The organism is Leucobacter chromiiresistens (genome assembly GCF_900102345.1).
In the GTDB taxonomy this organism is placed as follows: Bacteria; Actinomycetota; Actinomycetes; order Actinomycetales; family Microbacteriaceae; genus Leucobacter; species Leucobacter chromiiresistens.
This window is the reverse complement of sequence record NZ_FNKB01000002.1, coordinates 341,718-364,895: the sequence shown is the minus strand read 5'-3', so window position 1 is coordinate 364,895 and position 23,178 is coordinate 341,718. Positions and strand designations below refer to the sequence as shown.

Genomic DNA, 23,178 nt, shown 5'->3' with positions numbered 1-23,178 from the left:
CGGCCGCGGTAGCGGCGGGCCGCGCGCCGCGCGCCCGCGCGCCCGCGCGCCGCGCGCCGAGCGCCGCGCTTCAGACAGGGGATCCGGCGCCATGCAGGGAGGAATCCGCCGATCGCACCTGCACGAGGCGGGATCTCCTGCGCGAGGCGGCGCGCAGCACGCGGCGCCCAGCGCGAAGCCCCTCCCGCGGGGATCTCGGAAGGGGCTTCGAGGTCCGACGCCTACAGCGCGTCGATGTCGATCGTGTGCATGCTCTCCGCACCGATGGCGCCGCGGAGCGCTCCGATGAGCGCGTCCTCGACGGGCGCGTCCACGGAGAGCACCGACAGGGCGGTGCCGCGCTTCTCGTCGCGTGCGATCTGCAGGCCCGCGATGTTCACGCCCGCCTCACCGAGCACGCCGCCGTAGGTCGCGACGATGCCCGGGCGGTCGACGTAGCTGAAGACGATCAGGTGCTCGGGGATCGGCAGCTCGACCTCGTACCCGTTGATCTCGACGATCTTCTCCACCTGCTTCGGGCCCGTGAGGGTGCCCGAGACCGAGATGGGCGTGCCGTCGGTGAGCGCGCCGCGAATCGTGATGACGTTGCGGTAGCTCTCCGACTGCGCATCGACGGAGAACCGTACGTCGATGTTGCGCTGGTCGGCGAGGAGGGGTGCGTTGACGTACGACACCGGCTCGCTGACGACCTTCGAGAACAGGCCCTTGAGCCCGGCGAGGCGCAGCGCCTGCACGTCGTGGTCGGCGAGCTCGCCGTGCACCTCGATGTCGACCGAGGCGATCGCGCCGTCGGCGAGCCCCGCGAAGACCTGACCGAGCTTTTCCGTGAGCGGCAGACCGGGGCGCACGTACTCGTCGATCGCGCCGCCGGCCACGTTCACCGCGTCGGGCACGAGGTCGCCGGCGAGGGCGAGGCGCACGGACTTCGCGACCGAGACACCCGCTTTCTCCTGCGCCTCGTCCGTGGACGCGCCGAGGTGCGGGGTGACGTTGACGTTCGGCAGCCCGGTGAGACGCGTGTCCGCCGGCGGCTCCTGCACGAAGACGTCGAGCGCGGCGCCCGCGATCTCGCCCGCGGCCAGGGCCTCGGCCAGCGCATCCTCGTCGATCAGTCCGCCGCGCGCCACGTTGACCACGTACGCGGTCGGCTTCATCGCGCGCAGCTGCTCCGCGCCGATCATGCCGAGCGTCTCGGGCGTGCGCGGCATGTGGATCGTCAGGAAGTCGGCGCGCTCCACGAGCTCGTCGAGGGAGACGAGCTGCACACCGAGCTGCTGGGCGCGGGCCGCCGTGATGTACGGATCGTAGGCGATGAGCTCGACGCCGAAGCCGCGGAGGCGCTCGGCGATGAGGGCGCCGATGCGCCCGAGCCCGATGATGCCGACGGTCTTCTCGAAGAGTTCGATGCCCGTGAACGCGGAGCGCTTCCACTCCCCCGCAGCCAGCGACTGATGGGCGCGCGGCAGGTGGCGGGCGAGCCCGAGGATGTGCGCGACCGTCAGCTCGGCGGCGCTGATGATGTTCGAGGTCGGCGCATTGACCACCATGACCCCGGCCTGCGTCGCAGCCTTGATGTCGACGTTGTCGAGACCGACGCCCGCGCGGGCGACGACCTTGAGCTTCGGCGCCCAGCCGAGCGCCTCAGCGTCGATCTGCGTGGCGGAGCGGACGAGCACCGCATCCGCGGTGCCGAGCGCCGAGCGCAGCGCGTCGCGGTCGGTGCCGTCGACGTGCACCACCTCGAAGTCGGGGCCGAGAGCGGCGATGGTTGCGGGCGAAAGTTGTTCGGCGATCAGCACGACCGGCGCAGACATCAAGCAGATCCTTCGGGTTGAAAACGAGGACAATACGCGCAGCGCACGCAGGTCACCAGTCTAGCCCCGCCCGGATCGCCCGCTCCCGGCTATGCGAAATATGACGACTCGGGAATGACGTGCATGAGGTCGATCTGCCACGCGGCGACCAGCGCGACCCCTGCGGCGAGCAGCAGGATCCGACTGCCCGCCCCACGGCCCCGCCCGAGCAGCAGCGCCGCCGCGAGCGCGACCACCGGCATCGCGATGCCGACGATGAGCCAGAGCCGCCCGGAGCCCGACAGGCCGGTGCCGAGCGCCTCGCTCAACCCGACGAGCCCGACGAAGTTGCCGATGCCGGCGACGACCGCGTAGAGGTACAGCAGGCCGAGCAGCAGCCCGGCAGTCCACGACGCAATGAGTTTCACCACCGCTCAGGCCCCTCTCGCGATCAGCATCGGCAGCGGCACGAGTACGACCGCTCCGACGAGCAGCAGGATCGCGAGGCGCTTCGTGCGCCCCCCGCGACTCAGCGCCAGCGCCGTGAAGAACCAGAGCGGCGCCGCGAGCGGCGCGGCCCAGAACACGATCTGCTGCAGCACGCCGCCGATGAGCCCGCTGCCCGCCGCGGTGACCGCGTTGTTGCCCGAGTAGGCCTGGGCGATGATGAACCAGCCCCACGTGTAGAGCAGGTACAGCCCGCCGAAGACGCCGAGCACCACGAGCGCGCCGTTCGACATCTGCGGGCGCTCGTCGCGCTCCGCTTCAAGCTCTGCTTCGAGCTCCGCGTCACGCGTCTCGCCCGCGAGCGACGGCGAGGGCGAGGGCGTGCCGGCGCCCTCGGAGCGTGGCGTCGCGACTGACGCGGCGGCCGCAACGGGCCCGGCGTGCGGCCCCGGCCGCAACGGCTCCGCGCCGAGGGGCGCGTCGGCCGGAGCGGCGACGGGCGCCGCCTCGCCTTCGACGGTCCATCCGCTCGCGAGCGAGCTCTCCCGAGGTTCCCGCGGCGCGCGGCCCGGCTTCTGCTTCATGGGATCCAGGGTATCGGTCCGCGACTCGGAGACCGCCGAAAGCGGCGGGCGCCGAGCGCGCCCCTCCGCCTGCCGCGGCTTCTAGACTGGAGCGATGCCGCATCGCTTCGATCTCGCCGCGATCGGCGCCGGCCTCGTGGTCGCCGACGCGGCCGACGCGATCGAGCGCGCCGCGGGTGCGGGCGCCGCCGTGGTCACCGCGCCGCCGGGCACCGGGAAGACGACCTTCGTGCCGCCGCTCGTCGCGAACCTGCTGCTCGCCCGCACGTCGGGTGCGACTCCGGGCGCCGGCGCACCGACCGTGCTGCTCACGCAGCCGCGGCGCGTGGCCGTGCGCGCCGCGGCAGCGCGCATCGCGCACCTCGACGGCTCCCCCGTCGGCGGCACCGTGGGGTTCACGGTGCGCGGTGAGCGCGTGCTCGATCCCGGTCATCGGCTCGAGGCCCTCACCCCCGGCGTGCTGCTGCGCCGCCTGCTCGCGGAGCCCGACCTGCCGGGCGTGGGGGCCGTGATCCTCGACGAGGTGCACGAGCGCTCCGTCGACGGCGACCTGCTGCTCGGCATGCTCGCGGAGGTGCGAGAGCTGCGCGACGATCTCATCGTCGTGGCGATGTCGGCCACGCTGAACGCGCAGCGCGTCGCCGATCTGCTCGGCGCTGCAGGCGCCCCCGCCCCGATCGTCGAGGTGCCCTCGGCGCTCCATCCGCTCCGGGTCGAGTACGCCCCGTGCGAGCATCCGAGGCTCGACGAGCGCGGGGTCACCCGCGAGTTCCTCGCGCACCTCGCAGCGGTCGCCGCGGAGGCGCAGCGCGTCGATGGGTGCGACGCGCTGGTGTTCGTGCCGGGGGGGCGCGAGGTCGACGAACTGGTGCGCCTGCTGCGCGCGCGGGTCGACGCGATCGGCGGCGGGGTCGAGGTGCTCGCACTGCACGGCCGGTTGGACGCCCGCGAGCAGGATCGCGCGGTGCGCGGTGCCGCCCCGGGTGATCCGCCCCGCATCGTCGTGAGCACGTCGCTGGCCGAGAGTTCGCTCACGGTGCCCGGCGTGCGACTCGTCGTCGACGCGGGCCTCGCTCGAGAGGTGCGCCGGGATCAGGCGCGCAGCATGACCGGTCTCGTCACGGTGAGCGCCTCCCGCGCGAGCGCCGTGCAGCGCGCGGGCCGCGCAGCCCGGCTCGGCCCGGGACGCGCCGTCCGCGCCTACTCGGAGGGCGACTTCGCGCGCGTGCCGGCCGACGCCCCGCCCGAGATCGCCTCGGCCGACCTCACCGATGCGGCACTGCTGCTCGCCGCCTGGGGCACGCCGCGCGGCGATGGGCTGGCCCTGCTGACCCGCCCGCCGGAGCCGGCGATGCACGAGGCCGAGGGAGTGCTGCGGGCGCTCGAGCTCGTGGACGCAGCGGGCGGCATCACCGCCCTCGGCAGGCGCGTCGCGCCGTTGCCGGTCGGCGCGCGGGAGGCGCGCGCCCTGCTCGCGGGCTGCGCCGAGCTGGGCGATGCGAGCGGTGTCGCGGAGGTCGTCGCCGCGATATCGGGCGACTTCCGCGACCCGGGCTCGGATCTCGCGCGAGTGCTCGCCGAGCTGCGAGCAGGCCGCGCGCCCAGGGCGGGGCGCTGGCGCGGTGAGGCGCGGCGGCTGCTCCGCATCGCGGCGGCGCATGCGGGCGGCGATGCGCGGCGGCACGAGACAGGCGGCGACGCGCGGCGGCGCGATGCGCCCGGCGCTGTCGAGCCGGGCGCGGTGGTCGCGCTCGCACGCCCCGAGTGGATCGCGCGCAGAGTCGACGCGGGCTCCCGCGCCTACCTCCTCGCGAGCGGCACGCGGGCCGCGCTGCCCGAGGGCAGCCCGCTGCTCGCGTCGAGCTGGATCGCGGTGCGCGAGGTGCAGCGGGCCGACGGTCGCGCCGCCGACGGCACGGGCGCCGTCGTCCGTCTCGCCGCCGCGCTGCGCGAGGACGACGCGCTGCGGTTCGGGGCGGCGCTGCGCACCGACAGACGTGCGGCGCGCATCGCCCAGGGCCGCGTGCAGGTGCGGCAGGAGCGGCGGCTGGGCGCGATCCTGCTGAGTTCGACACCGGTCGCCGCGAGCGCTGCGGATACCGCGCCCGCCATCGCGCTGATGCTCCGAGATGAGGGGCTCGCCTCGCTGCCCTGGTCCGAGCCGGCCCGGGGCCTGCGCGCACGACTCGCGCTGCTGCACGCCGAGCTCGGCTCGCCCTGGCCCGACGTGGGCGACGCCGCACTGATCGACGACCTGGAGGCGTGGCTGGGCCCCGACGTGGAGCGGTTCTCGGGCGGCTCAGCGCTCCGCTCCCTCGATCTCGCCACCGCACTCCGGCGCCTGCTCCCCTGGCCCGACGCGGCTCGATTCGAGCAGCTCGCCCCCGAGCGACTGGCCGTGCCGTCGGGCGGCAGTGCGCGCATCGTCTACCCGGAGCCCGGCACCGGAGCGGAGCGGCCGATCGTCGCCGTGAAGCTGCAGGAGGTGTTCGGGCTCGCCCGCACGCCGGCGCTCGTCGACGGGCGCGTTCCCGTGCTCTTCCACCTGCTCTCGCCGGCGCGGAGGCCGCTCGCCGTCACCGACGACCTCGAGTCGTTCTGGAACGGCCCGTATCAGCAGGTGCGCAAGGAGATGCGGGGCCGGTACCCGAAGCACCCGTGGCCCGAGGATCCCTGGTCGGCGCCCGCCACCGCCCGCACGAAGCGCGCCTCGACCCCGTGAACCTGGGCGGCGCACCGCAGGTGAGCGCCGGAGGGGGTGCGCGATCCCGCACCCGATCGCCCCGCCCGGCCCCGCCCCGGCCGCGCCCCGCACAGCAGAACGCCCACCGGGAGGACTCCCCCGGCGGGCGTTCGATTCGCGATCAGATCAGCGTGCAGCCGAGCCGTCGACGTAGTCGGCGTCCTGCTGCTGCCATGCGAACAGCTTGCGGAGCTCGCCGCCGGTCTTCTCGATCGGGTGCGACTCCTCCTTCTTGCGGAGCTCCTGGAACTCGACGCCGCCGTTGTCCTGATCCTCGATGAAGCGCTTCGCGAAGGCGCCCGACTGGATGTCGGCGAGCACCTCCTGCATGTGCTGCTTCACCTCGGGGCCGATGACGCGCGGGCCCGAGACGTAGTCGCCGAACTCCGCCGTGTCGGAGATCGACCAGCGCTGCTTGGCGATGCCGCCCTCCCACATGAGGTCGACGATCAGCTTCAGCTCGTGGAGCACCTCGAAGTAGGCGATCTCGGGCTGGTAGCCGGCCTCGGTGAGCACCTCGAAGCCGTACTGCACGAGGTGGCTGGTGCCGCCGCAGAGCACCGACTGCTCGCCGAAGAGATCGGTCTCGGTCTCCTCGGTGAAGGTGGTCTTGATGACGCCGGCGCGGGTGCCGCCGATCGCCTTCGCGTACGACTTCGCGGTCTCCCACGCGGTGCCCGAGGCGTCGACCTCGACGGCGATGATGTCGGGGATGCCGCGGCCGGCTTCGAACTCGCGGCGCACGGTGTGGCCGGGAGCCTTCGGCGCGACGAGGATCACGTCGACGCCCGCGGGGGCCTCGATGTAGCCGTAGCGGATGTTGAACCCGTGCGCGAACGCGAGCGTCTTGCCCTCGGTCAGGTGATCCTTGATCGACTCGGAGAAGATGGCGCGCTGGTGCTGATCGGGCGCGAGGATCATGATGAGGTCCGCCCATGCCGCGGCGTCGGCCACGGTCTTGACCTCGAACCCGGCCTCTTCCGCCTTCTGCGTCGACTTCGAGCCCTCCTTGAGGGCGATGACGACCTCGACGCCCGAGTCGCGCAGGTTCATCGCGTGGGCGTGGCCCTGCGAGCCGTAGCCGACGACGGCTACCTTCTTGCCCTGGATGATCGACAGATCGGCGTCGGCATCGTAGTACATCTCTGCCACTTGGGACTCTCCTTCGTTGTGGTGATTCGTGATAGCTCGTGCAGCGAAGCGCGCTTCGCTCGTTCGTGAAGACGCGCTCCGCTAGTTCTTGAAGACGCGCTCGGTGATCGACTTCGACCCGCGTCCCATGGCGATGAGGCCGGACTGCGCGATCTCCTTGATGCCGTAGGGCTCGAGCACCTTCAGGAAGGCGTCGATCTTGCCGCGGTCGCCCGTCACCTCGATGGTGAGGGCGTCGGGCACGACGTCGACGACGCGTGCGCGGAACAGGGTGACCGCCTCGAGCACGTGGGATCGCGACTGGTTGTCGGCGCGCACCTTGATGAGCACGTGCTCGCGCTGCACCGAGGCGGCGCCGTCCAGCTCGACGATCTTGATGACGTTGACGAGCTTGTTGAGCTGTTTCGTGACCTGCTCGAGCAGCACGTCGTCCTGATCGACGACGACGGTGATGCGCGAGAGGCCGCGCATCTCGGTCGGGCCGACCGCGAGCGATTCGATGTTGAAACTGCGGCGGGCGAACAGCCCGGCGACGCGGGTCAGCAGACCCGGCTTGTCCTCGACGAGGAGGCTCAGCACGCGACGGCTCATGGTTACTCTGCCTCCCACTCGGGGCTGTGTTCGAGTGCGTATTGGATGTCGCTGTTCGAGGTGCCCTGCCGCACCATCGGCCAGACCATCGCGTCCGCGCTCACGACGAAGTCGATGACGACGGGGCGATCGTTGGTGGCGAGGGCGAGCTGGATCGCCTCGTCGATCTGATCCTCGCGCTCGACGCGGATGGCGAGGCAGCCGTAGGCCTCTCCGAGCTTCACGAAGTCGGGAACGCGCTGCGATCCGTGCCCCGTGTTGAGCTCGGTGTTCGAGTACCGGCCGTTGTAGATCAGCGTCTGCCACTGACGCACCATGCCGAGCGAGGAGTTGTTGATGACGGCGACCTTGATGGGGATGTTGTTCACCACGCAGGTCGCGAGCTCCTGATTGGTCATCTGGAAGCAGCCGTCGCCGTCGATGGCCCAGACGACGCGGTCGGGCTCCGCCACCTTGGCGCCCATCGCCGCGGGCACGGCGTAGCCCATCGTGCCCGCGCCGCCCGAGTTCAGCCAGGATCCGGGGCGTTCGTACGAGATGAACTGCGCGGCCCACATCTGGTGCTGGCCGACGCCGGCGGCGTAGACGCCCTCCGGCCCGGTGAGCTCGCCGATGCGCTGGATGACCTGCTGCGGGGAGAGGAGCCCGTCGCTCGTCGGCTGGTGCCCGAGGGGGAACTTCTGCTGCAGCCCGCGCAGCCGCTCCCACCACGGGCTGATGTTCGCGCACTCGCGGCTGACCTGCGCGGTCGACATCGCGGCGATCAGGTCGGCGATCACCTCGGCGGCATCACCCACGATCGGCACGTCGGCGGCACGGATCTTGCCGATCTCGGCGGGATCGATGTCGGCGTGGATCACCTTCGCGTGCGGGGCGAACAGCGCCGCCTTGCCGGTGACGCGATCATCGAAGCGCGCGCCGAGGGTGATCAGCAGGTCGGCCTCCTGGAGGGCGAGCACCGCGGGCACGGTGCCGTGCATGCCCGGCATGCCGAGGTGCTGCGCGTGCGAGTCGGGGAAGACGCCGCGCGCGGTGAGCGTGGTGACGACGGGCGCGCCCACGAGCTCGACGAGCTGCAGCAGCTCCTCGGCGGCTCCGGCGCGCACCACTCCGCCGCCCACGTAGAACACGGGGCGCTTGGCGTCGGCGATCAGATCGGCCGCGGCCTGGATCTGCTTGCTGTTGGCCTTCGTGATGGGACGGTACCCGGCCAGGTCGGCTCGCTCGCCCCAGACGAAGTCGAACTCCGCCTCCTGGGCGTCCTTCGTGATGTCGACGAGCACGGGGCCGGGTCGACCGGTCGACGCGAGGTAGTACGCCGCCGCGATGGCCTCGGGCACGTCCTCCGCGCGCTTCACGAGGAAGGAGTGCTTGGTGATGGGCATCGTGATGCCCACGATGTCGGCCTCCTGGAACGCATCTGTGCCCATGAGGTGCGAGTAGACCTGCCCGGTGATCGCGAGCAGCGGCACGGAGTCCATGTAGGCGTCGGCGATGGCGGTGACGAGGTTCGTCGCGCCGGGCCCCGACGTGGCGATGCAGACGCCGACGGTGTTGCTAGCCGTGGCGAAGCCCTCGGCGGCGTGGCCGCCGCCCTGCTCGTGCCGCACGAGCACGTGGCGGAGCTTCTGGGCGTCCATCAGAGCGTCGTAGAGCGGCAGCACCGCGCCGCCGGGCAGCCCGAAGACGTCGGTCACGCCGAGCGCCTCGAGGCTGCGGACGACGGCCTGCGCGCCGGTCATCCGCTCGCCGCGCCGAGCCGCGTGTGGTGATGGGAGTGCACTCGATTCCGAGTTCATGTCCAGCTTTCGTGATCGGAGGTGATATCGCGGAACGCGGCCGTGTTCGGCCGACGGCGTGCCGTGCGCGCGTCTTCCGGCTCAGCCGGTGACGGCGCCGTGTGACGCCGACTTGACGAGCTTCGCGTACTTCGCCAGCACGCCGCGCGTGTACCGCGGGGGAAGCGGGGCCCAGTTTTCTCGTCGGGCCTCGAGCTCAGAGGGGTCTACCAGCAGATCGAGCGTTCGTGCGGCGATATCGACCCGAATCAGGTCTCCGTCGCGGACCAGGGCGATCGGACCGCCGTCCGTCGCCTCCGGTGCAATGTGGCCGATGCACAGGCCGGTTGTGCCGCCTGAGAATCGTCCGTCCGTCAATAGTAGTACATCTTTGCCGAGTCCCGCGCCCTTGATGGCGGCGGTGATCGCGAGCATCTCGCGCATGCCGGGGCCGCCCTTCGGCCCCTCGTACCGGATCACGACGATGTCGCCCTTGCCGATGCGCCCCTCGGTGAGCGCGTCCATGGCCGCGCGCTCCCGGTCGAAGACGCGGGCCGGGCCCTCGAACAGCTCGGCGTCGAAGCCGGCCGTCTTCACCACGGCGCCCTCGGGGGCGAGCGATCCGTGCAGGATCGACAGGCCGCCGGTGGCGTGGATCGGGTCGTCGAGGTGGTGGATCACCGTGCCGTCGATGGGGTCGGGATCGAGCTCGGCGAGGTTCTCCGCCATCGTCTTGCCGGTCACGGTGAGCGCGTCGCCGTGCAGCAGGCCCGCGTCGAGCAGCGCCTTGAGCACGACCGGCACGCCGCCGTGGCGGTCGATGTCGGCCATCACGAACTTGCCGAACGGCTTCATGTCGGCGAGGTGCGGCACCTTCGAGCCGATGCGGTCGAAGTCCTCGAGCGTGAGATCGACCTCGGCCTCGCGGGCGATCGCCAGGAGGTGGAGCACCGCGTTCGTCGACCCGCCGTATGCCATGAGCAGCGTGATGGCGTTCTCGAACGCGTGCTTCGTCAGGATGTCGCGCGCGGTGATGCCGAGGCGCAGCATGTTGACCACGGCCTCTCCGGAGCGGTGCGCGAAGTAGTCGCGGCGTCGATCGGCGCTGGGCGGAGCCGCCGATCCCGGCAGGCTCATGCCGAGCGCCTCGGCGATGGAGGCCATCGTGTTCGCCGTGTACATGCCGCCGCACGCGCCCTCGCCGGGTGCGATCGCGCACTCGATGCGCTTCAGGTCCTCCTCGCTCATCGTTCCGGCCTTGCACGCGCCGACCGCCTCGAAGGCGTCGATGATCGTGACCTCCTTCTCGGTGCCGTCGGTGAGCTTGACCCAGCCCGGGGCGATCGATCCCGCGTAGAGGAAGACGGATGCGAGGTCGAGGCGGGCAGCGGCCATGAGCATGCCGGGCAGCGATTTGTCGCAGCCCGCGAGCAGCACGGAGCCGTCGAGGCGCTCCGCCATCATCACGGTCTCCACGGAGTCGGCGATGACCTCGCGGGAGACGAGCGAGAAGTGCATGCCCTCGTGGCCCATCGAGATGCCGTCGGAGACGGAGATCGTGCCGAACTGCAGCGGGTACCCGCCGCCCGAGTGCACGCCCTCCTTCGCCCCCTGCGCGAGCCGGTCGAGGCTCAGGTTGCAGGGAGTGATCTCGTTCCAGGAGCTCGCGATGCCGATCTGGGGCTTGTCCCAGTCGGCGTCGCCCATGCCGACCGCGCGGAGCATGCCCCGGGCCGCGGCCTTCTCGATTCCATCGGTGACGTCGCGGCTGCGCGGCTTCATGTCGATCTCTGCCATAACCGCCATTCTAGGGGCTGCCGCATGCGCAGAACGGCGTGCGGAGCCGCACGACGACCGGCCGAACGCGCGAGCGGGGCCGGAGGAGCGACTCCCCCGGCCCCGCCTCCGCGGTGCGCGCCCTACTTGCCCGTGAGCGGCAGCAGCGAGAAGGGCAGCGCGAAGCCCAGCGTGGTCGCGGCGAGGCCGCCGGCGAAGGTCCACACCTCGGCGGGGCCGAGCTCCGGGTTCACGCCGTAGCTCATGACGACGAACCCGCCCAGCACCAGCACGATCGACACCAGGAACACGATCGCCGTGACCGCACTGACCGCCCCCTGGGAGCTCTCCTCGAACAGCGCGCCCGTCTCCTGCTTCGCCATGCCGGCTTCTCCTTCATCATCCGTTCCGCGACCTCGCCTGCGCGAAGCCTGTCGGTGCCAGGCTACCGCAACCCCCTCCCCGCCGCAGACCCTCCCGCTAGGCTGAAACGGTCATCATCATCGACCGCTGGGAGGCACCGTGTCCATTGGCAAGTACGTCACCAATCCCGGAGTGATCGGCGCCGCGTTCGGAGCGCTGAGCACCGCGCGGCGCACCGGTTCGATGCGCAAGGACTGGCGGCGGTATCTGGTCTGGGGCGCCTGGCTCGCCGGTCTGGCCCTCGCCATCGCCACCGTCTCGATGCAGGAGCAAGACGAGCAGGAGCAGGAGCGCAGGAAGCTGCGCTGAGCGGACGCGCCGCTCGGGCCCCGAACGGCGGAGGCTCGGGCGACGCGCGCGGGATACCGCCCTCGATTTGAGGGCTCCCCCGCGAACGTGTTAGAGTTTCATCCGTTGCTCAGCGAGGCAAGGCCTCGGAACAGCGATATGCGCCTTTAGCTCAGTTGGTAGAGCAGCTGACTCTTAATCAGCGGGTCCACGGTTCGAGCCCGTGAGGGCGCACAGTTCGAGAAGCCCGGTATCTGATACCGGGCTTTTCGCGTATCCGCCCGGTTTCCGCTCACGGAAGGTGTGTCCATGACCCGAGCGCTCCCCTCGCCCGATCTCTCGCTGGCCCTCGAACTCGCGGATCTGGCCGATGCGATCTCGCTGCCCCGCTTCCGCGCCGCCGATCTCGCGATCGACACGAAGCCGGATCGCACCTTCGTCACCGATGCGGATACGGCGGTCGAGCGCGCACTGCGCGAGCGCATCGCCGCCGAGCGCCCGCACGACGGGTTCCTCGGCGAGGAGTCGGGGCGGGAGGACCGGGGCGCGCGGCGATGGATCATCGATCCCATCGACGGCACGTCCAACTTCCTCCGCGGCGTGCCGAACTGGGCGACCCTCATCGCACTCGAGGTCGACGGGAGCCCGACGGTCGGCGTCGTCTCGGCGCCGGCGTTCGGCGCCCGGTGGTGGGCCGAGACCGGTGCGGGTGCGTGGGGTCGGCAGCAGGGGACGGAGGCCCGTCGCCTGCGCGTCTCGGCGGTCTCCGACCTCGAGCACGCCTCGCTGAGCTTCCAGAGCATCGAGCAATGGGATCTGGCGGGGTATCTGCGGCCGCTCATCGATCTCTCGCGGGCGGTCTGGCGGGATCGCGCCTACGGCGACATGTGGTCGTACATGCTGCTGGCGGAGGGCCTCGTCGACATCGTCGCCGAGTTCGACGTGAAGCCGTACGATCTCGCCGCGCTCGTGCCGATCGTGCGCGAGGCGGGCGGGCGGTTCACCGACATCGACGGTGCCGAGAGCGCCTGGAACGGAAGCTCGCTCGCGACGAACGGGCGGGTGCACGACGCGGTGCTCCACGTGATCGAGCGCTCGCGCGCGGAGGCGGACCGGTGAGCGCGGCGACCGGCCGCAGAGACCGCAGCGGCGCCTCCGCTTCGGGCCGCGCCGTCGCCATCGCGCTCGCGATCGACGTCGTGTTCGTGCTCCTGTTCGCCGGCATCGGGCGGAGCAGCCACGCGCGCGCCGAGACGCTGCTCGGCCTGCTGGGAACGGCGTGGCCGTTCCTCGCGGGGCTGGGGATCGCGTGGCTCGCCGTGCTCGCCGTCAGGCGGCCGCTGGCGATCGTGCGCACCGGGCTCCCCGTCTGGGCCGGGGCGGTGGTCATCGGCATGCTCCTGCGCGCGGCAACCGGCGCGGGCACGGCGCCGTCGTTCATCGTCGTCACGGCGGTGACGCTCGGCGTCTTCCTGGTCGGATGGCGGGCGATCGCCGCCCTGGTGCTGAGGCTCCGCGCTCGCGCCTCCCGCTGACGCAGCAGCGGAAGCAATAGCGGCCCCGCCCGATCGGATCGGGCGGGGCCGCTATTGCTGTGCGCGCTCCGGGCTACGCGGCGAGCGTGCCGAGCACCTGCGCCGCGCGGTTCGAGAAGCCCCATTCGTTGTCGTACCAGGCGGTGACCTTGACGTGCTTGCCGTCGACGTACGTCAGCTCGGAGTCGAAGATGGAGCTGTGCGGGTTGCCCACGATGTCCGATGAGACGAGCGGCTCCTCGGAGTACTCGAGCACGCCGTCGAGCGGGCCGTCGGCGGCGGCGCGGTAGGCGGCGAGCACCTCGTCGCGGGTGACTTCGCGGGAGACCACCGCGGTGAGCTCGACGATCGAGCCGACGGGCACGGGCACGCGGAGGGATCCGCCGACGAGCTTGCCGTCGAGCTGCGGCAGCACGAGGCCGATCGCGGTCGCCGCGCCGGTCGACGTCGGCACGATGTTCAGGGCTGCGGCGCGGGCGCGGCGCAGGTCGGAGTGCGGTGCGTCCTGCAGGCGCTGGTCGGCCGTGTAGGCGTGCACCGTCATCATGGTGCCCCACTCGATGCCGGCGAGGTCGTCGAGCACCTTCGCGAGCGGCGCGAGCGCGTTGGTCGTGCACGAGGCGTTCGACACGATGCGGTGCTGCTCGGGGTCGTAGAGGTCGTCGTTCACGCCGACCACCAGGGTCAGATCCGCGCCCTTGCCCGGGGCGCTGATGAGCACGCGCTTCGCGCCGGCGTCGATGTGCTTCTGCGCGTCCTCCGCCTTCGTGAAGAGGCCGGTCGATTCGAGCACGACGTCGACGCCGAGCTCCGCCCAGGGCAGGTTCGCGGGATCGCGCTCGCCGAGGATCTCGATGCGGCGGTCGCCGACGACGAGCGTCGTGCCGTCGACGCTCACCGGCTGCTCGAGCTTGCCGTAGAGCGAGTCGCGGGAGAGCAGGTGCGCCAGCGTGGGCGCGTCGGTGAGGTCGTTGATCGCGACGACCTCGAGGTCGTTCCGCTCCTGCAGCAGGACGCGCAGTACGCCCCGGCCGATGCGTCCGAATCCGTTGATGGCTACCCGACGGGTCATGGGCTCTTCGATCTCCTTCGAGGTGGGGTGCAGTGTGGACTCATTCCAGAGTGGCCCCTCGCGCGCCCGCACGCCAGTGGCCGCATTGCCATCATTCGAACGGAAACCGCCAGCGTCGGATCGGGCGGAACCGCACCGCTCGGGGCGCTCGGACCGGGCGCTACGACGACTGCGAGAACGTGCGCCGATACGCCGTCGGCGCCGTGCCGAGCACCTGCCTGAAGTGCCGGCGCAGGTTCGTCGCCGATCCCAGCCCCACGGCCGCCGAGATGGTGTCGATGCCGAGATCCGTCTCCTCCAGCAGCTCGCGCGCGCGATCCACGCGGGCGCGCATCACCCACTGCATCGGGGTGTACCCGGTCTCATCGAGGAAGCGCCGGGAGAAGGTGCGCTCCGAGACGCGCGCGTGCTCCGCGAGCCGGGCGATGGTCAGCGGCTCGCCGAGGTGGCGCAGCGCCCACTCGCGGGTCTGGGTGAACCGCTCCCCCGTCGACTCCGGCACGCTGTGCGGCAGGTACTGCGCCTGACCGCCGCTGCGATAGGGCGCGGCGACGAGGCGGCGAGCGGCGTGATTGGCCACGGCCATGCCCGACTCGCGGCGCAGCAGGTGCAGGCACAGGTCGATTCCGGAGGCGGCGCCCGCCGAGGTGAGCACGGCGCCCTCGTCGACGAACAGCACCCGGTCGTCGACCTGCACCTCGGGGAACCGCTCGGCGAGACGCCGGGCGTAGTGCCAGTGCGTCGTCGCCCGCCTGCCGTCGAGCAGCCCCGTGGCGGCCAGCGCGAAGGCGCCGGTCGAGATCGCCGCGAGAATGGCCCCGCGGGCGTGCGCGCGGCCGAGGGCCTCCGTGAGCACTCGCGGCGCCGCGTCGCGGTCGGGGAACCGGTATCCCGGGACGAAGACGAGATCGGCCTCGTCGAGCGCCTCCAGCCCGTGCTCCACGTGGTACGAGAGCCCGTCGCCTCCGGCGATCAGACCGGGCCTGATGCCGCACACGTCGACCGAGTAGGGCATGCTGGCGCGGTGGGTGAACACCTGCGCGGGAATGCCGACGTCCATCGGCTTCGCGCCCTCGAGCACGACGACGGCGACGCGTTTCATGCGCCCAGCCTACTCAGCGCGGCGCCTGCGCTCGCACCCGCGCCTCCGGGAAGGCGTCGCCCGCCTCCGCGAAGAACGCCAGCGTCGTGCCGACGGCGCAGCGCAGGTGCTGGGCGAGCTGGGCGTCGGTGACGCCCGCGGCGTAATCGACGGTGTGCTCGCCGTTCAGACGGATCGACCCGTCGTCGTCGCGCCCGACGAACGTCTTCGGCCAGAGCCGGTCGGCGTTCCAGAGGTTGCAGAGCTCGAGTGCGCCGAGGTACTCCGCTTCGCCGAGCCGCCCGCCCCAGTAGCCGCGCACGCAGAGCAACGGCTCGGCCTCGTCGTCGACGAGGAAGAAGAACGATCCCGATTCCCAGCCGCCGCGGGCGTCGCCCGCGTCGTCGACCGTGTACGTCCAGCCCAGCTCGTCGAGTACGACCTCGAGACGCTGCTGCCTCAGCGGCTGGAGACGGGCATCGCCGCCGGCGATCGGAGCGGCGCTTTCACTGAACAACCCCACGCGACCGCCCCTTCCCGTTCCTCCGACCAGCGTATCCGCCCCGCCGCGTTCGCGGAAGCGCGGCGCAGGGGCGCACAGGTGCCCAGGCGCGGGGCGTCGAGCCTCGCCGCAGCCGCTGGCCTCCGCCCCCGCTCCCGGGCGTTCGCCGGCAGGAGAACTCGGGGCGGCGCTCCGCTGCTAGCATCGGAGGCGACCCTCGACCCTGGGAGACCCACCGTGACATCCACTCGCACCCGGCGTACCGCGCAGGGCGCGGCGGTGCGCACCGCACTCGAATCGATGGCCGGCTTCATCTCGGCCCAGGAGCTGCACCGGCGACTCTCGGACGACGGCTCGAAGATCGGGATCGCGACGGTGTACCGTCAGCTGAACGCGCTGGTCGAGAACCGGGAGGCCGACGCGATCTCCACCCCCGATGGTCAGCTGTACCGCGCCTGCGAGGATCCGCAGACGCATCACCACCACATGGTCTGCACGAGCTGCGGCACCACCATCGAGATCGAGCCGCCCGACGAGGCGTGGTTCACCTCGGTGGCGCGCACGCACGGGTTCGACGTGCATTCGCACACGCTCGAGGTCTTCGGCATCTGCTCGGCGTGCCGCAGCGCGTCGCCCGCCCGCTGACGATGCGCGTCGCGGGCGTCGTCTGCCGTTGCTCCCGATCGCGCGGCGCGGCGACACGCACCCGCCTCTCGGCCGGGCGACCTTCGCCGCTTCTATACTGAGAACGATTATCGGCGGCGCCGATCGAACCTCCCCCGATCGCGCCATGCGGAATCGGCTCGGAGCTCCGACCCGGTTCGGATCGGAGGCGGTATGGCGGCGGTGGTGCACCGCTCGCGCGCGCTCGTGCTCGCCGGCTCCGCCGCCCTGGCGCTCGTCGCCGCGATCGGCGTGCGGGCGCTCACCGATGGCGCGAGCGACGCGCTCGCACTGCCCGAGGCGCTCGCCGACTTCGTCGCGCTGTCGCTGAGCGTCTTCATCGAGTCGCTGCCGTTCGTCTTCCTCGGCATCCTGCTCTCCACGGTCGTGCAGGTCTGGGTGCCCCAGTCGGTCATCGATCGCGTGCTGCCCCGCAACGCGGCGCTGCGGCGCGCGGTGCTGTCGGTCACCGGCGTGCTCCTCCCCGTCTGCGAGTGCGGCAACGTTCCGCTCGCGCGCGGGCTCATGCTGCGGGGCTTCACCGTCTCCGAGGCCGCGACCTTCCTGCTCGCCGCCCCGGTGCTCAACCCGGTGACCATCGTCACCACGTACCACGCGTTCGGGTGGAGCGATGGGATTCTCGCAGCGCGCATCATCGGCGGATTCGTGATCGCGAACCTCGCGGGCTGGCTCCTCAGCCGCTCCGCGCAGCAGTCCGCGCTGCTCGCCGACGGCTTCCGCGCCCAGTGCGCGCACGGTCACGAGCACGCGCGTCAGAGCCGGATGCAGCGGAGCCTCGTCGGAATCGCGGAGGAGACCAGCGCCCTGATGCCCGCCCTCGTGATCGGGTCTGCGCTGGCCGGAGCGATCCAGGTGGGTGCGCCGCGCGACCTTCTCCTCGCGCTCGGGTCGCATCCGCTCTGGTCCGTGCTCGCGCTCATGCTGCTCGCGTTCATCATCTCGATCTGCTCGAGCGTCGACGCCTTCTTCATCCTCTCGCTCAGCGCGACCTTCCTGCCGGGCAGCATCGTGGCCTTCCTCCTCTTCGGGGCGATGATGGACGTCAAGATGCTCGCCCTGCTGCGCACCACCTTCACCGCCCGCGCGCTCGCGCTGCTCACCGGCCTCGTGGCCCTCTGCTGCCTCGTCATCGGATGGGGGCTGAACCTTGTGGCGTGAGCGCTTCGACCGGTACTGGCGCGGGATCATCCTGAGCGGGCTCGGGATCGCCGCGATCCTCTGGCTCGCCGCGACGGGGCGCCTCGGCTGGTACGTGCACCCGAGATACTTCTGGTTCACCGTGTCGCTCTGCGCGATCGCCGCGATCGCGCTGTGCGCGGCGGTTCCCGCCCTGCGCCGCGCTGAGCGGTCGGATGCGCACGACGGGAGCGCACCCCGTCCGCTGAGGCGCGCGCTCTCCCTCGCCGGGGCGGTGCTGCTCGTCGGCGCGACCGCCGCCGCCCTGCTCGTGGCCCCGCCGACCACGCTCTCCGTCGCGACTGCTCAGCAGCGGCAGGTGAACGCGGGATCGGGCCCGGCGGGCGACGCTCCCGCAGCGGGAGCGGATGCCGACCGCGACGCCCATGACTGGGCGATGCTGCTGCGGCAGGGCGGCGGCGCGGAGGCCGAGGGCCGCACGGCGCGCTTCATCGGGTTCGTGCTCCCCTCGCCCGGCGGGGAGCCAGATCTCTTCACCGCCGCCCGCTTCGTCGTCTCCTGCTGCGCGGTCGACGCCCAACCGCTCGGCGTGCCGGTGCTCGCGCCCGGCTGGGCGGGCGAGCACCCCGAGGGATCCTGGGTCGAGGTCGAGGGCGTCTTCGTCGCGAACCCCGACGTGACGAGCGACCAGCCCGTGGTGCTGCGCCCCTTCGCCGTCACCGCCATCGACGAACCGGAAGACCCGTATGTCTACTGAGCCGAGAGCTGCACGGCGCGCCCTGGTGTCGCGCATCGCGGTATTCGCGATCCTCGGCCTGCTCGCCGCGGGCCTCGCCGTCGCCAACCTCGTGCAGCCGCCCCGCCTCGCGGGCGTCGACGCCGATACGGCGCTGCTCGTCTCGCGCACCGACCAGCGCGTGCAACTGCACTTCAGCCAGCCGATCGCCGACGTCGACGCCGCCGCCGTGAGCGTGCGGCCCGAGACGCCGATCGACGTCTCCTCCGACGGCAGCTCGCTCACCGTCCGCTTCCTCGAGATGCTCGACACCGGCGCCGAGTACCGCATCGAGGCGCGGGTGAGCGGAGCCGCGACCGGAAGCAGCGACGTGGTCTCGGCGCCGGTGCGCACACCCGACCCGGCGACCTACACGCTGAGCCGCTCCCCGGGCGGCGACCGACTGCTGGAGCACCGTCTGCAGGATCCCGCTGCCACCCGCGAGGTCTTCGCGGCGCCCCGCATCGAAGAGTACGCGATCACGGGCGACGGGCTCGCGACCGTGCTGCGAGACGAGACGGGCCGGGCGGCGCTCGACGTCCATGCGGCGACGACGGACGGCGGATCCGCTGCGACCTTCGCCGATCCCGACCCGTTCCGCGTGATGACGGCGCCGCACCTCGGGCAGCTCCGCAGCGAGGCGCGCAGCGGCGTGATCGGGGTCGTCGCCTCGGGCGCCGGCGACGACGGCACGGAGTACGATCGCACGCTGCTCGTGATCGACCCCGCGACCGCCATCGTGTCGATCGTGACCGGAGCCGATGGGTCGCCCGTACCCGTGCGGGACTGGCGCTTCGTGCCGGGTACGACCTCGCTCGTGCTGCAGAGCCCCGACGGCCGGCTCTTCGGCTGGGAGTCGGTGCCCGAGCCGCGCGTCTTCGACCTAGGTCTCTCGGGAGACCTGCTCGGCTTCGTCCCGGGCACCACCGCGCTCGCGGTTGCGGATGCGGCGGGCCCGTCGCTCGTTGACCTCGGCGGGATCGTCACGGGAACGCTCGATGCGGAGCCCGAGCGCACCCCGATGGTGCAGCCCGCCGGCGCCGACGATCGCGCCGTGCTCGCGGCCGCCCCCGACGCCGTGCTGGCGCGAGCGGCCTCGACGCCGGGCGAGCCGCCGCCCGTCGCCGACGGCGTCGACCCCCGGTCGGCGGGCTCGGCGCTCGGCGACGGCTCCCTCGTCGCCGGCGGCTCCGTGCTCGTGGAGCGCGACGGCGAGACGCGCAGCGTCTTCGCACCGGCCGCGGCGTCCACGCGCATCGGCCGCGTCTGCCTCTCGCCGAACGCCGAGTTCGCGGCCGTCGAGACCATCTCGGACGGGGGCGCTGCCGATGGTGCCGCGTCGGCCCCCGGGTACGCGCAGACCACGACGAACTACGTGCGCCTCGACTCGGGCGCGACCGTGCGGTCCGCGATCGGCGGGCTCAGCGACTGGTGCGGGTAGTCGTCCAGAGGAACTGCTACCCCTGGCGTCCCTTGAAGCGGGGGTTGGCCTTGTTGATCACGTAGACGCGACCCCGGCGCCGCACAACCTGCGCCCCCGGCTGTCGCTTCAGCGATGCGAGCGATGCGCGAACCTTCATAATGCCCCTCTCGGCTTATTGATAATTATTATCAGTATAGTGATGTGCGCGGACATCCGCGCTCTCGCTCCAGAAAGGACCACATGCACACCATCGAGATCACCGCAGTGATGGGGGCGTGCGCTCCGGAGCGCCGCGCGCTTGCCGCACGCCGGGCCGCGCACACCGGCGCCGCGCTCATCACCGCCGCTCGGCTAGCCCACCACCCCGACCCGCTGCTCGAGGCCGCCGCGCTCGCCCCGTGGGCCGGAGCGTCGAGGCGCGCCGTCATCGAGCTCCCGACCGACGTGCGCGCGACCGAGGCGATCGGCGCGTTCGGCGCGGAGCCCGACCGCGTGCAGCTGATCCACCTCGTCTGCGTGGTCGATGCCGTGCACTTCCTCACCGACGTGATGCGCGACGACTACCTCCCGATGCGGAGCAGCGGCGTGCACGTCGCGCGCGCCGAGCTGCTCGTCAGCCAGATGGAGTACTCCACGCAGATCGTCTTCGTGAACTGGGAGTCGCTCCCGACCGCGCACCTCTCGACAATCATGGCGCTCGCGAACCACCTCGCGCCGCGCTCGCGATTGAGCCTGCACCAGGCGGGGCACGAACCCGTCTCGGCGCCGCCGGCGCTCTCGCCGCAGCAGGACGGGCCGGGATGGGTGGCGCTGCTGAACGGCGAGCACGACCCGCACATGAGCGACCCGCGCGTCTCCGCTGTGCGCTACACCCACGAGCGGCCGCTGCACCCGGGCCGCCTGCAGGCGGTGCTCGATCGCCGCATCGAACCCGGGGAGTTCGGCTTCGTCGTGCGGTCAGCCGGGTTCTGCCGGCTCGCCACCCGGCCGAGCCGCGTCGCGAGCTGGGACCACATCGGCAGGGTCATCTCCTTCGAGCCGATCGGCGGCGACGCGGTGAGCGCGGAGGCCGAGCTCCTCGCGATCGGGCAGGATCTCGCGTTCATCGGCATCGACCTCGAACCGGTGGCGCTCACCGCCGCACTCGACGGTGCCGCACTCACCGATGCGGAGTTCGCGGCGGGGCCGGGCAGCTGGCGGATGCTGCCCGACCCCTTCCCCGCATGGCTCTCCGTCGACGAGTCGCGCGGGTAGCGCGCGTCTCACGCCGACGCGGGCGCGGCTCCCGTCACTCGCGGGGGCGCGGCCGGCGCAGGATCACGAAGACGGCGACCGCCACCGCGAGGACGGCCAGACCGCCGACACCAACGCCGAGCCAGAGCCCGTTCACCGGGCTCGCGGTCTCCGCCTCGCGGCTCTCGGGCTGCGCCGCGTCCGTCTGCTCAGCCGCCCCGGCGGCGGCGGACTGCTCGGCCTCGCCGCAGGCGGGCTCGGCGGAGCCCGCACCCGCCTCGGCGTCGCCGGCGGGCTCGTACGAGAACGTGTAGTTCTCCGCGATCGGGTGGCCGTCGGACGAGACGACGCGCCACTGCACCTCGTAATCGCCGGCGGGGCCGAGCGCCAGCGGGGTCGACACGGTGGGGCCCGATACGGCCGGGCAGCCCGTCTCGTAGTAGCTCCCGTCCGGGCCGATCACGCGCACCAGGTTGCTGCCCTCCAACCCGAGGGGCGAGTTGTTGAACTGCAGCGTGATCTCGTCGAGCGATTCGACGGTGGCGCCCGTGACCGGGTCGGCGCTCACGAGCTGGTCGTGCGCCGACGCCGCCGTCGCCGCTACCGGCAGACCGACGAGAGCGACGAGGGCGCCGGCAGCGACGAGCACCGCCCGGCGCGGCGCGGCGCTGCGGCGCGGCGCGGTGCTGCGGCGCGGAGCGAGCCCGCTGCTGCTGCCCGGCTGGGTCACTCTGCGGCCCTGCGCGAGCGCGCGAGCGCGACGGCGCCGAGGAGCACGCCGCCCGCGGCGATCACGAGCGCCGCGACGCTCAAGCCGAGCGTGACGCCGTTCGTCGAGCCGGCCGCCTCTGCGGTCCCCGCTCCCGCCGCGGCGCCCTGCTCGTCGTCGTGGCCGCCCGACGCGCCGTGGTGGTCATCGGCCGGCGGGGCGTCGTTCACCCAGAGCACGGGGGCGGGATCGAGCGTGTCGTCCTCCTCCAGTTGCTCGGGCGTCGCCGCCCACTCCACCACCGTGCCGTCGCTGTAGGTCTGCGTGACGGGGATGACGATGCTGCCGGTGTCGGCGACGGGGCCGACCGAGAGCGTGAACATCTGCACCTGCCCGGGCTCGATGCCGCCGTCCTCCGCCGTGTAGACGACCTCCGTCGGGGCCTCGGCGACCTCGTTGCCCAGCACGTCGACGGGCTCGGGAAGCGTCTCCTCCGAGACCTCCGCCGTCCAGCCCGCGACCGGCTGGTACGAGACGTGGGTGAACGGCGTGTCCTTCGGCAGGTGGAACTCGAGCTTCGTCGTGCTCGCGGTGTCGGACTCGGTGGGCGCGCGGAAGGTGAGGTACGACCAGCCTCCGGCGTCGACCTGATCGGGCGTCACGGTGACGTGGGCCGAGGCCGCGAGCGGCGCGGCCAGCGCGAGAACGGCGCCGGCGCCGACACCGACGGCGAGGCGCGTGAACTTCTGGGTACGGGTGTGCTGCATGGGATGATCTCCGTTTGACTGAGTGCGGGCGGCACTGCGCCGACCGCGATGAATGCGTGCGGGGTCAGGCCGCCAGCGGCGGGCCCCTCCGTCGCAGCTCAGTCAGGATGGCGAGGCGCGGCGCACTGCAGCGCCAGGCCGCCAGCAGCGGGCGGGTGGCGCCCTCCGCACGAGGGGTCCAGTCGAGCAGTGCGGCGACCCGGCGGAGCCGTCCGTGCCCGAGGATCGCGACGAGCGCTCGCTCCCCCGCGCCGATCGCGAGCACCGTGACGAGCGCCGCGCACGCGTGCGCGACCCACATCGCGCCCCCGGCGTGATCGACGTGGAGCACGGCCTCCGGCGCATCCGAGGCGAGGCGCTGCGCGATCGCACCGGCGCGATGCAGATGCGCTGCGCCGCCGAACGAGAACGACCCCCCGCCGAGCCCGGCGACGAGCAGGCCGTGGAACGCGAACTGGCTCAGGGCGACGGCGACCGACAGGCGCGCCCACGAGAGCCTCCGGCCCGCGAGCGCGATGCACACGGGAGCCGCGAACGCGAGGGCGAGCACGGCGCCCAGCACCGGCACCGATCCGCCGTCCGCGACCGTGTGGGAGAAGATCGCGACGAACGAGGCGAGGGCCGCGACGACGAGCCCGCGGCTCGTCCGTTCGGCTCGCGATGTCGTCACGCTCCGATCCTACCC

Annotated in this window: 23 protein-coding genes, 1 tRNA gene and 1 pseudogene; 10 read left to right on the top strand and 15 right to left on the bottom strand. The window is 72.2% G+C overall.

All coding sequences use genetic code 11. The annotated features are described in order from the left end of the window. Positions 1 to 221: 221 nt before the first annotated feature. The 3 genes from serA to BLT44_RS14720 form a co-directional block, all read right to left on the bottom strand. Positions 222 to 1,814, bottom strand: a complete 1,593-nt coding sequence (gene serA / locus BLT44_RS14730; protein WP_010156609.1) for a phosphoglycerate dehydrogenase — start codon at positions 1,812 to 1,814, stop codon at positions 222 to 224. An 89-nt stretch (positions 1,815 to 1,903) separates the two neighbouring features. Beyond that, positions 1,904 to 2,224, bottom strand: a complete 321-nt coding sequence (locus tag BLT44_RS14725) for a hypothetical protein (protein ID WP_010156608.1) — start codon at positions 2,222 to 2,224, stop codon at positions 1,904 to 1,906. 3 nt (positions 2,225 to 2,227) lie between these two features. Then, complete coding sequence (locus BLT44_RS14720; RefSeq protein ID WP_074690454.1) at positions 2,228 to 2,824, bottom strand: hypothetical protein; 597 nt, start codon at positions 2,822 to 2,824, stop codon at positions 2,228 to 2,230. Positions 2,825 to 2,918: 94 nt separating this feature from the next. Here BLT44_RS14720 and hrpB point away from each other — a divergent pair, with 94 nt between their 5' ends. Further along, on the top strand, positions 2,919 to 5,546 hold the full coding sequence (gene hrpB, locus BLT44_RS14715) for an ATP-dependent helicase HrpB (RefSeq protein WP_074690452.1): 2,628 nt from the start codon (positions 2,919 to 2,921) through the stop codon (positions 5,544 to 5,546). 147 nt (positions 5,547 to 5,693) lie between these two features. Here hrpB and ilvC read toward each other — a convergent pair whose 3' ends face one another. The 5 genes and pseudogenes from ilvC to BLT44_RS14690 form a co-directional block, all read right to left on the bottom strand. Further along, a complete protein-coding gene (gene ilvC / locus BLT44_RS14710) occupies positions 5,694 to 6,752 on the bottom strand; it encodes a ketol-acid reductoisomerase (protein WP_074690450.1) in 1,059 nt (352 codons plus the stop codon). Positions 6,753 to 6,800: 48 nt separating this feature from the next. Beyond that, positions 6,801 to 7,310: an acetolactate synthase small subunit gene (gene ilvN / locus BLT44_RS14705; RefSeq protein WP_029608254.1), complete on the bottom strand. Its 510-nt coding sequence runs from the start codon at positions 7,308 to 7,310 to the stop codon at positions 6,801 to 6,803. Between the two features lie 2 nt (positions 7,311 to 7,312). After that, positions 7,313 to 9,169 (bottom strand): annotated as a pseudogene (locus tag BLT44_RS14700) (acetolactate synthase large subunit); the annotation flags it as partial. A gap of 21 nt (positions 9,170 to 9,190) precedes the next feature. Continuing rightward, positions 9,191 to 10,885: a dihydroxy-acid dehydratase gene (gene ilvD / locus BLT44_RS14695; protein WP_010156602.1), complete on the bottom strand. Its 1,695-nt coding sequence runs from the start codon at positions 10,883 to 10,885 to the stop codon at positions 9,191 to 9,193. 122 nt (positions 10,886 to 11,007) lie between these two features. Further along, positions 11,008 to 11,247 carry a hypothetical protein gene (locus BLT44_RS14690; protein ID WP_010156601.1) on the bottom strand — a complete coding sequence of 80 codons (240 nt, stop codon included), beginning with the start codon at positions 11,245 to 11,247 and terminating at the stop codon, positions 11,008 to 11,010. A 139-nt stretch (positions 11,248 to 11,386) separates the two neighbouring features. Here BLT44_RS14690 and BLT44_RS14685 point away from each other — a divergent pair, with 139 nt between their 5' ends. The 4 genes from BLT44_RS14685 (at position 11,387) to BLT44_RS14670 (ending at position 13,110) form a co-directional block, all read left to right on the top strand. Continuing rightward, complete coding sequence (locus BLT44_RS14685) at positions 11,387 to 11,596, top strand: hypothetical protein (RefSeq protein WP_010156600.1); 210 nt, start codon at positions 11,387 to 11,389, stop codon at positions 11,594 to 11,596. 140 nt (positions 11,597 to 11,736) lie between these two features. Further along, positions 11,737 to 11,809 (top strand) — tRNA-Lys (locus tag BLT44_RS14680). Between the two features lie 75 nt (positions 11,810 to 11,884). After that, positions 11,885 to 12,694: an inositol monophosphatase family protein gene (locus tag BLT44_RS14675; RefSeq protein WP_010156599.1), complete on the top strand. Its 810-nt coding sequence runs from the start codon at positions 11,885 to 11,887 to the stop codon at positions 12,692 to 12,694. Beyond that, the gene (locus tag BLT44_RS14670; protein ID WP_010156598.1) at positions 12,691 to 13,110 is read left to right on the top strand and encodes a DUF3054 domain-containing protein; all 420 of its coding nucleotides are present in this window, start codon (positions 12,691 to 12,693) and stop codon (positions 13,108 to 13,110) included. Before BLT44_RS14675 ends, BLT44_RS14670 begins: the two co-directional genes overlap by 4 nt. A gap of 73 nt (positions 13,111 to 13,183) precedes the next feature. Here the strand turns inward: BLT44_RS14670 and gap are convergent, their stop codons facing one another. From gap to BLT44_RS14655, 3 genes are all read right to left on the bottom strand, one after another. Beyond that, positions 13,184 to 14,182 carry a type I glyceraldehyde-3-phosphate dehydrogenase gene (gene gap, locus BLT44_RS14665; RefSeq protein ID WP_010156597.1) on the bottom strand — a complete coding sequence of 333 codons (999 nt, stop codon included), beginning with the start codon at positions 14,180 to 14,182 and terminating at the stop codon, positions 13,184 to 13,186. A 160-nt stretch (positions 14,183 to 14,342) separates the two neighbouring features. Beyond that, a complete protein-coding gene (locus tag BLT44_RS14660) occupies positions 14,343 to 15,284 on the bottom strand; it encodes a GlxA family transcriptional regulator (protein ID WP_010156596.1) in 942 nt (313 codons plus the stop codon). A 13-nt stretch (positions 15,285 to 15,297) separates the two neighbouring features. Next, the gene (locus tag BLT44_RS14655) at positions 15,298 to 15,786 is read right to left on the bottom strand and encodes a type III secretion system chaperone family protein (protein ID WP_010156595.1); all 489 of its coding nucleotides are present in this window, start codon (positions 15,784 to 15,786) and stop codon (positions 15,298 to 15,300) included. A gap of 216 nt (positions 15,787 to 16,002) precedes the next feature. Between BLT44_RS14655 and BLT44_RS14650 the strand changes: the two genes are divergently transcribed. From BLT44_RS14650 to BLT44_RS14635, 4 genes are all read left to right on the top strand, one after another. Continuing rightward, entirely contained in the window at positions 16,003 to 16,410 is a 408-nt protein-coding gene (locus BLT44_RS14650; RefSeq protein WP_010156594.1) for a Fur family transcriptional regulator, read from the top strand. A gap of 192 nt (positions 16,411 to 16,602) precedes the next feature. Further along, positions 16,603 to 17,607, top strand: a complete 1,005-nt coding sequence (locus BLT44_RS14645; protein ID WP_010156593.1) for a permease — start codon at positions 16,603 to 16,605, stop codon at positions 17,605 to 17,607. Beyond that, positions 17,597 to 18,343: a TIGR03943 family putative permease subunit gene (locus BLT44_RS14640; RefSeq protein ID WP_010156592.1), complete on the top strand. Its 747-nt coding sequence runs from the start codon at positions 17,597 to 17,599 to the stop codon at positions 18,341 to 18,343. The genes BLT44_RS14645 and BLT44_RS14640 overlap by 11 nt, the downstream gene beginning before the upstream one ends. Next, complete coding sequence (locus BLT44_RS14635; protein WP_143026176.1) at positions 18,333 to 19,802, top strand: hypothetical protein; 1,470 nt, start codon at positions 18,333 to 18,335, stop codon at positions 19,800 to 19,802. The genes BLT44_RS14640 and BLT44_RS14635 overlap by 11 nt, the downstream gene beginning before the upstream one ends. Positions 19,803 to 19,818: 16 nt before the next feature. Here BLT44_RS14635 and ykgO read toward each other — a convergent pair whose 3' ends face one another. Further along, a complete protein-coding gene (gene ykgO / locus BLT44_RS14630) occupies positions 19,819 to 19,941 on the bottom strand; it encodes a type B 50S ribosomal protein L36 (protein ID WP_010156589.1) in 123 nt (40 codons plus the stop codon). An 83-nt stretch (positions 19,942 to 20,024) separates the two neighbouring features. On the opposite strand from ykgO, the gene BLT44_RS14625 reads away from it, so the two are divergent. Further along, positions 20,025 to 21,038 carry a GTP-binding protein gene (locus BLT44_RS14625; RefSeq protein WP_010156588.1) on the top strand — a complete coding sequence of 338 codons (1,014 nt, stop codon included), beginning with the start codon at positions 20,025 to 20,027 and terminating at the stop codon, positions 21,036 to 21,038. Between the two features lie 34 nt (positions 21,039 to 21,072). Here the strand turns inward: BLT44_RS14625 and BLT44_RS14620 are convergent, their stop codons facing one another. The 3 genes from BLT44_RS14620 to BLT44_RS14610 all read right to left on the bottom strand — a co-directional run bounded on the left by BLT44_RS14620 (position 21,073) and on the right by BLT44_RS14610 (position 23,163). Then, positions 21,073 to 21,747: a copper resistance CopC family protein gene (locus tag BLT44_RS14620; protein ID WP_083352005.1), complete on the bottom strand. Its 675-nt coding sequence runs from the start codon at positions 21,745 to 21,747 to the stop codon at positions 21,073 to 21,075. Next, entirely contained in the window at positions 21,744 to 22,493 is a 750-nt protein-coding gene (locus BLT44_RS14615; protein ID WP_074690446.1) for a YcnI family copper-binding membrane protein, read from the bottom strand. The genes BLT44_RS14620 and BLT44_RS14615 overlap by 4 nt, the downstream gene beginning before the upstream one ends. A gap of 64 nt (positions 22,494 to 22,557) precedes the next feature. Beyond that, entirely contained in the window at positions 22,558 to 23,163 is a 606-nt protein-coding gene (locus BLT44_RS14610) for a hypothetical protein (RefSeq protein WP_010156586.1), read from the bottom strand. Between the last annotated feature and the right edge of the window lie 15 nt (positions 23,164 to 23,178).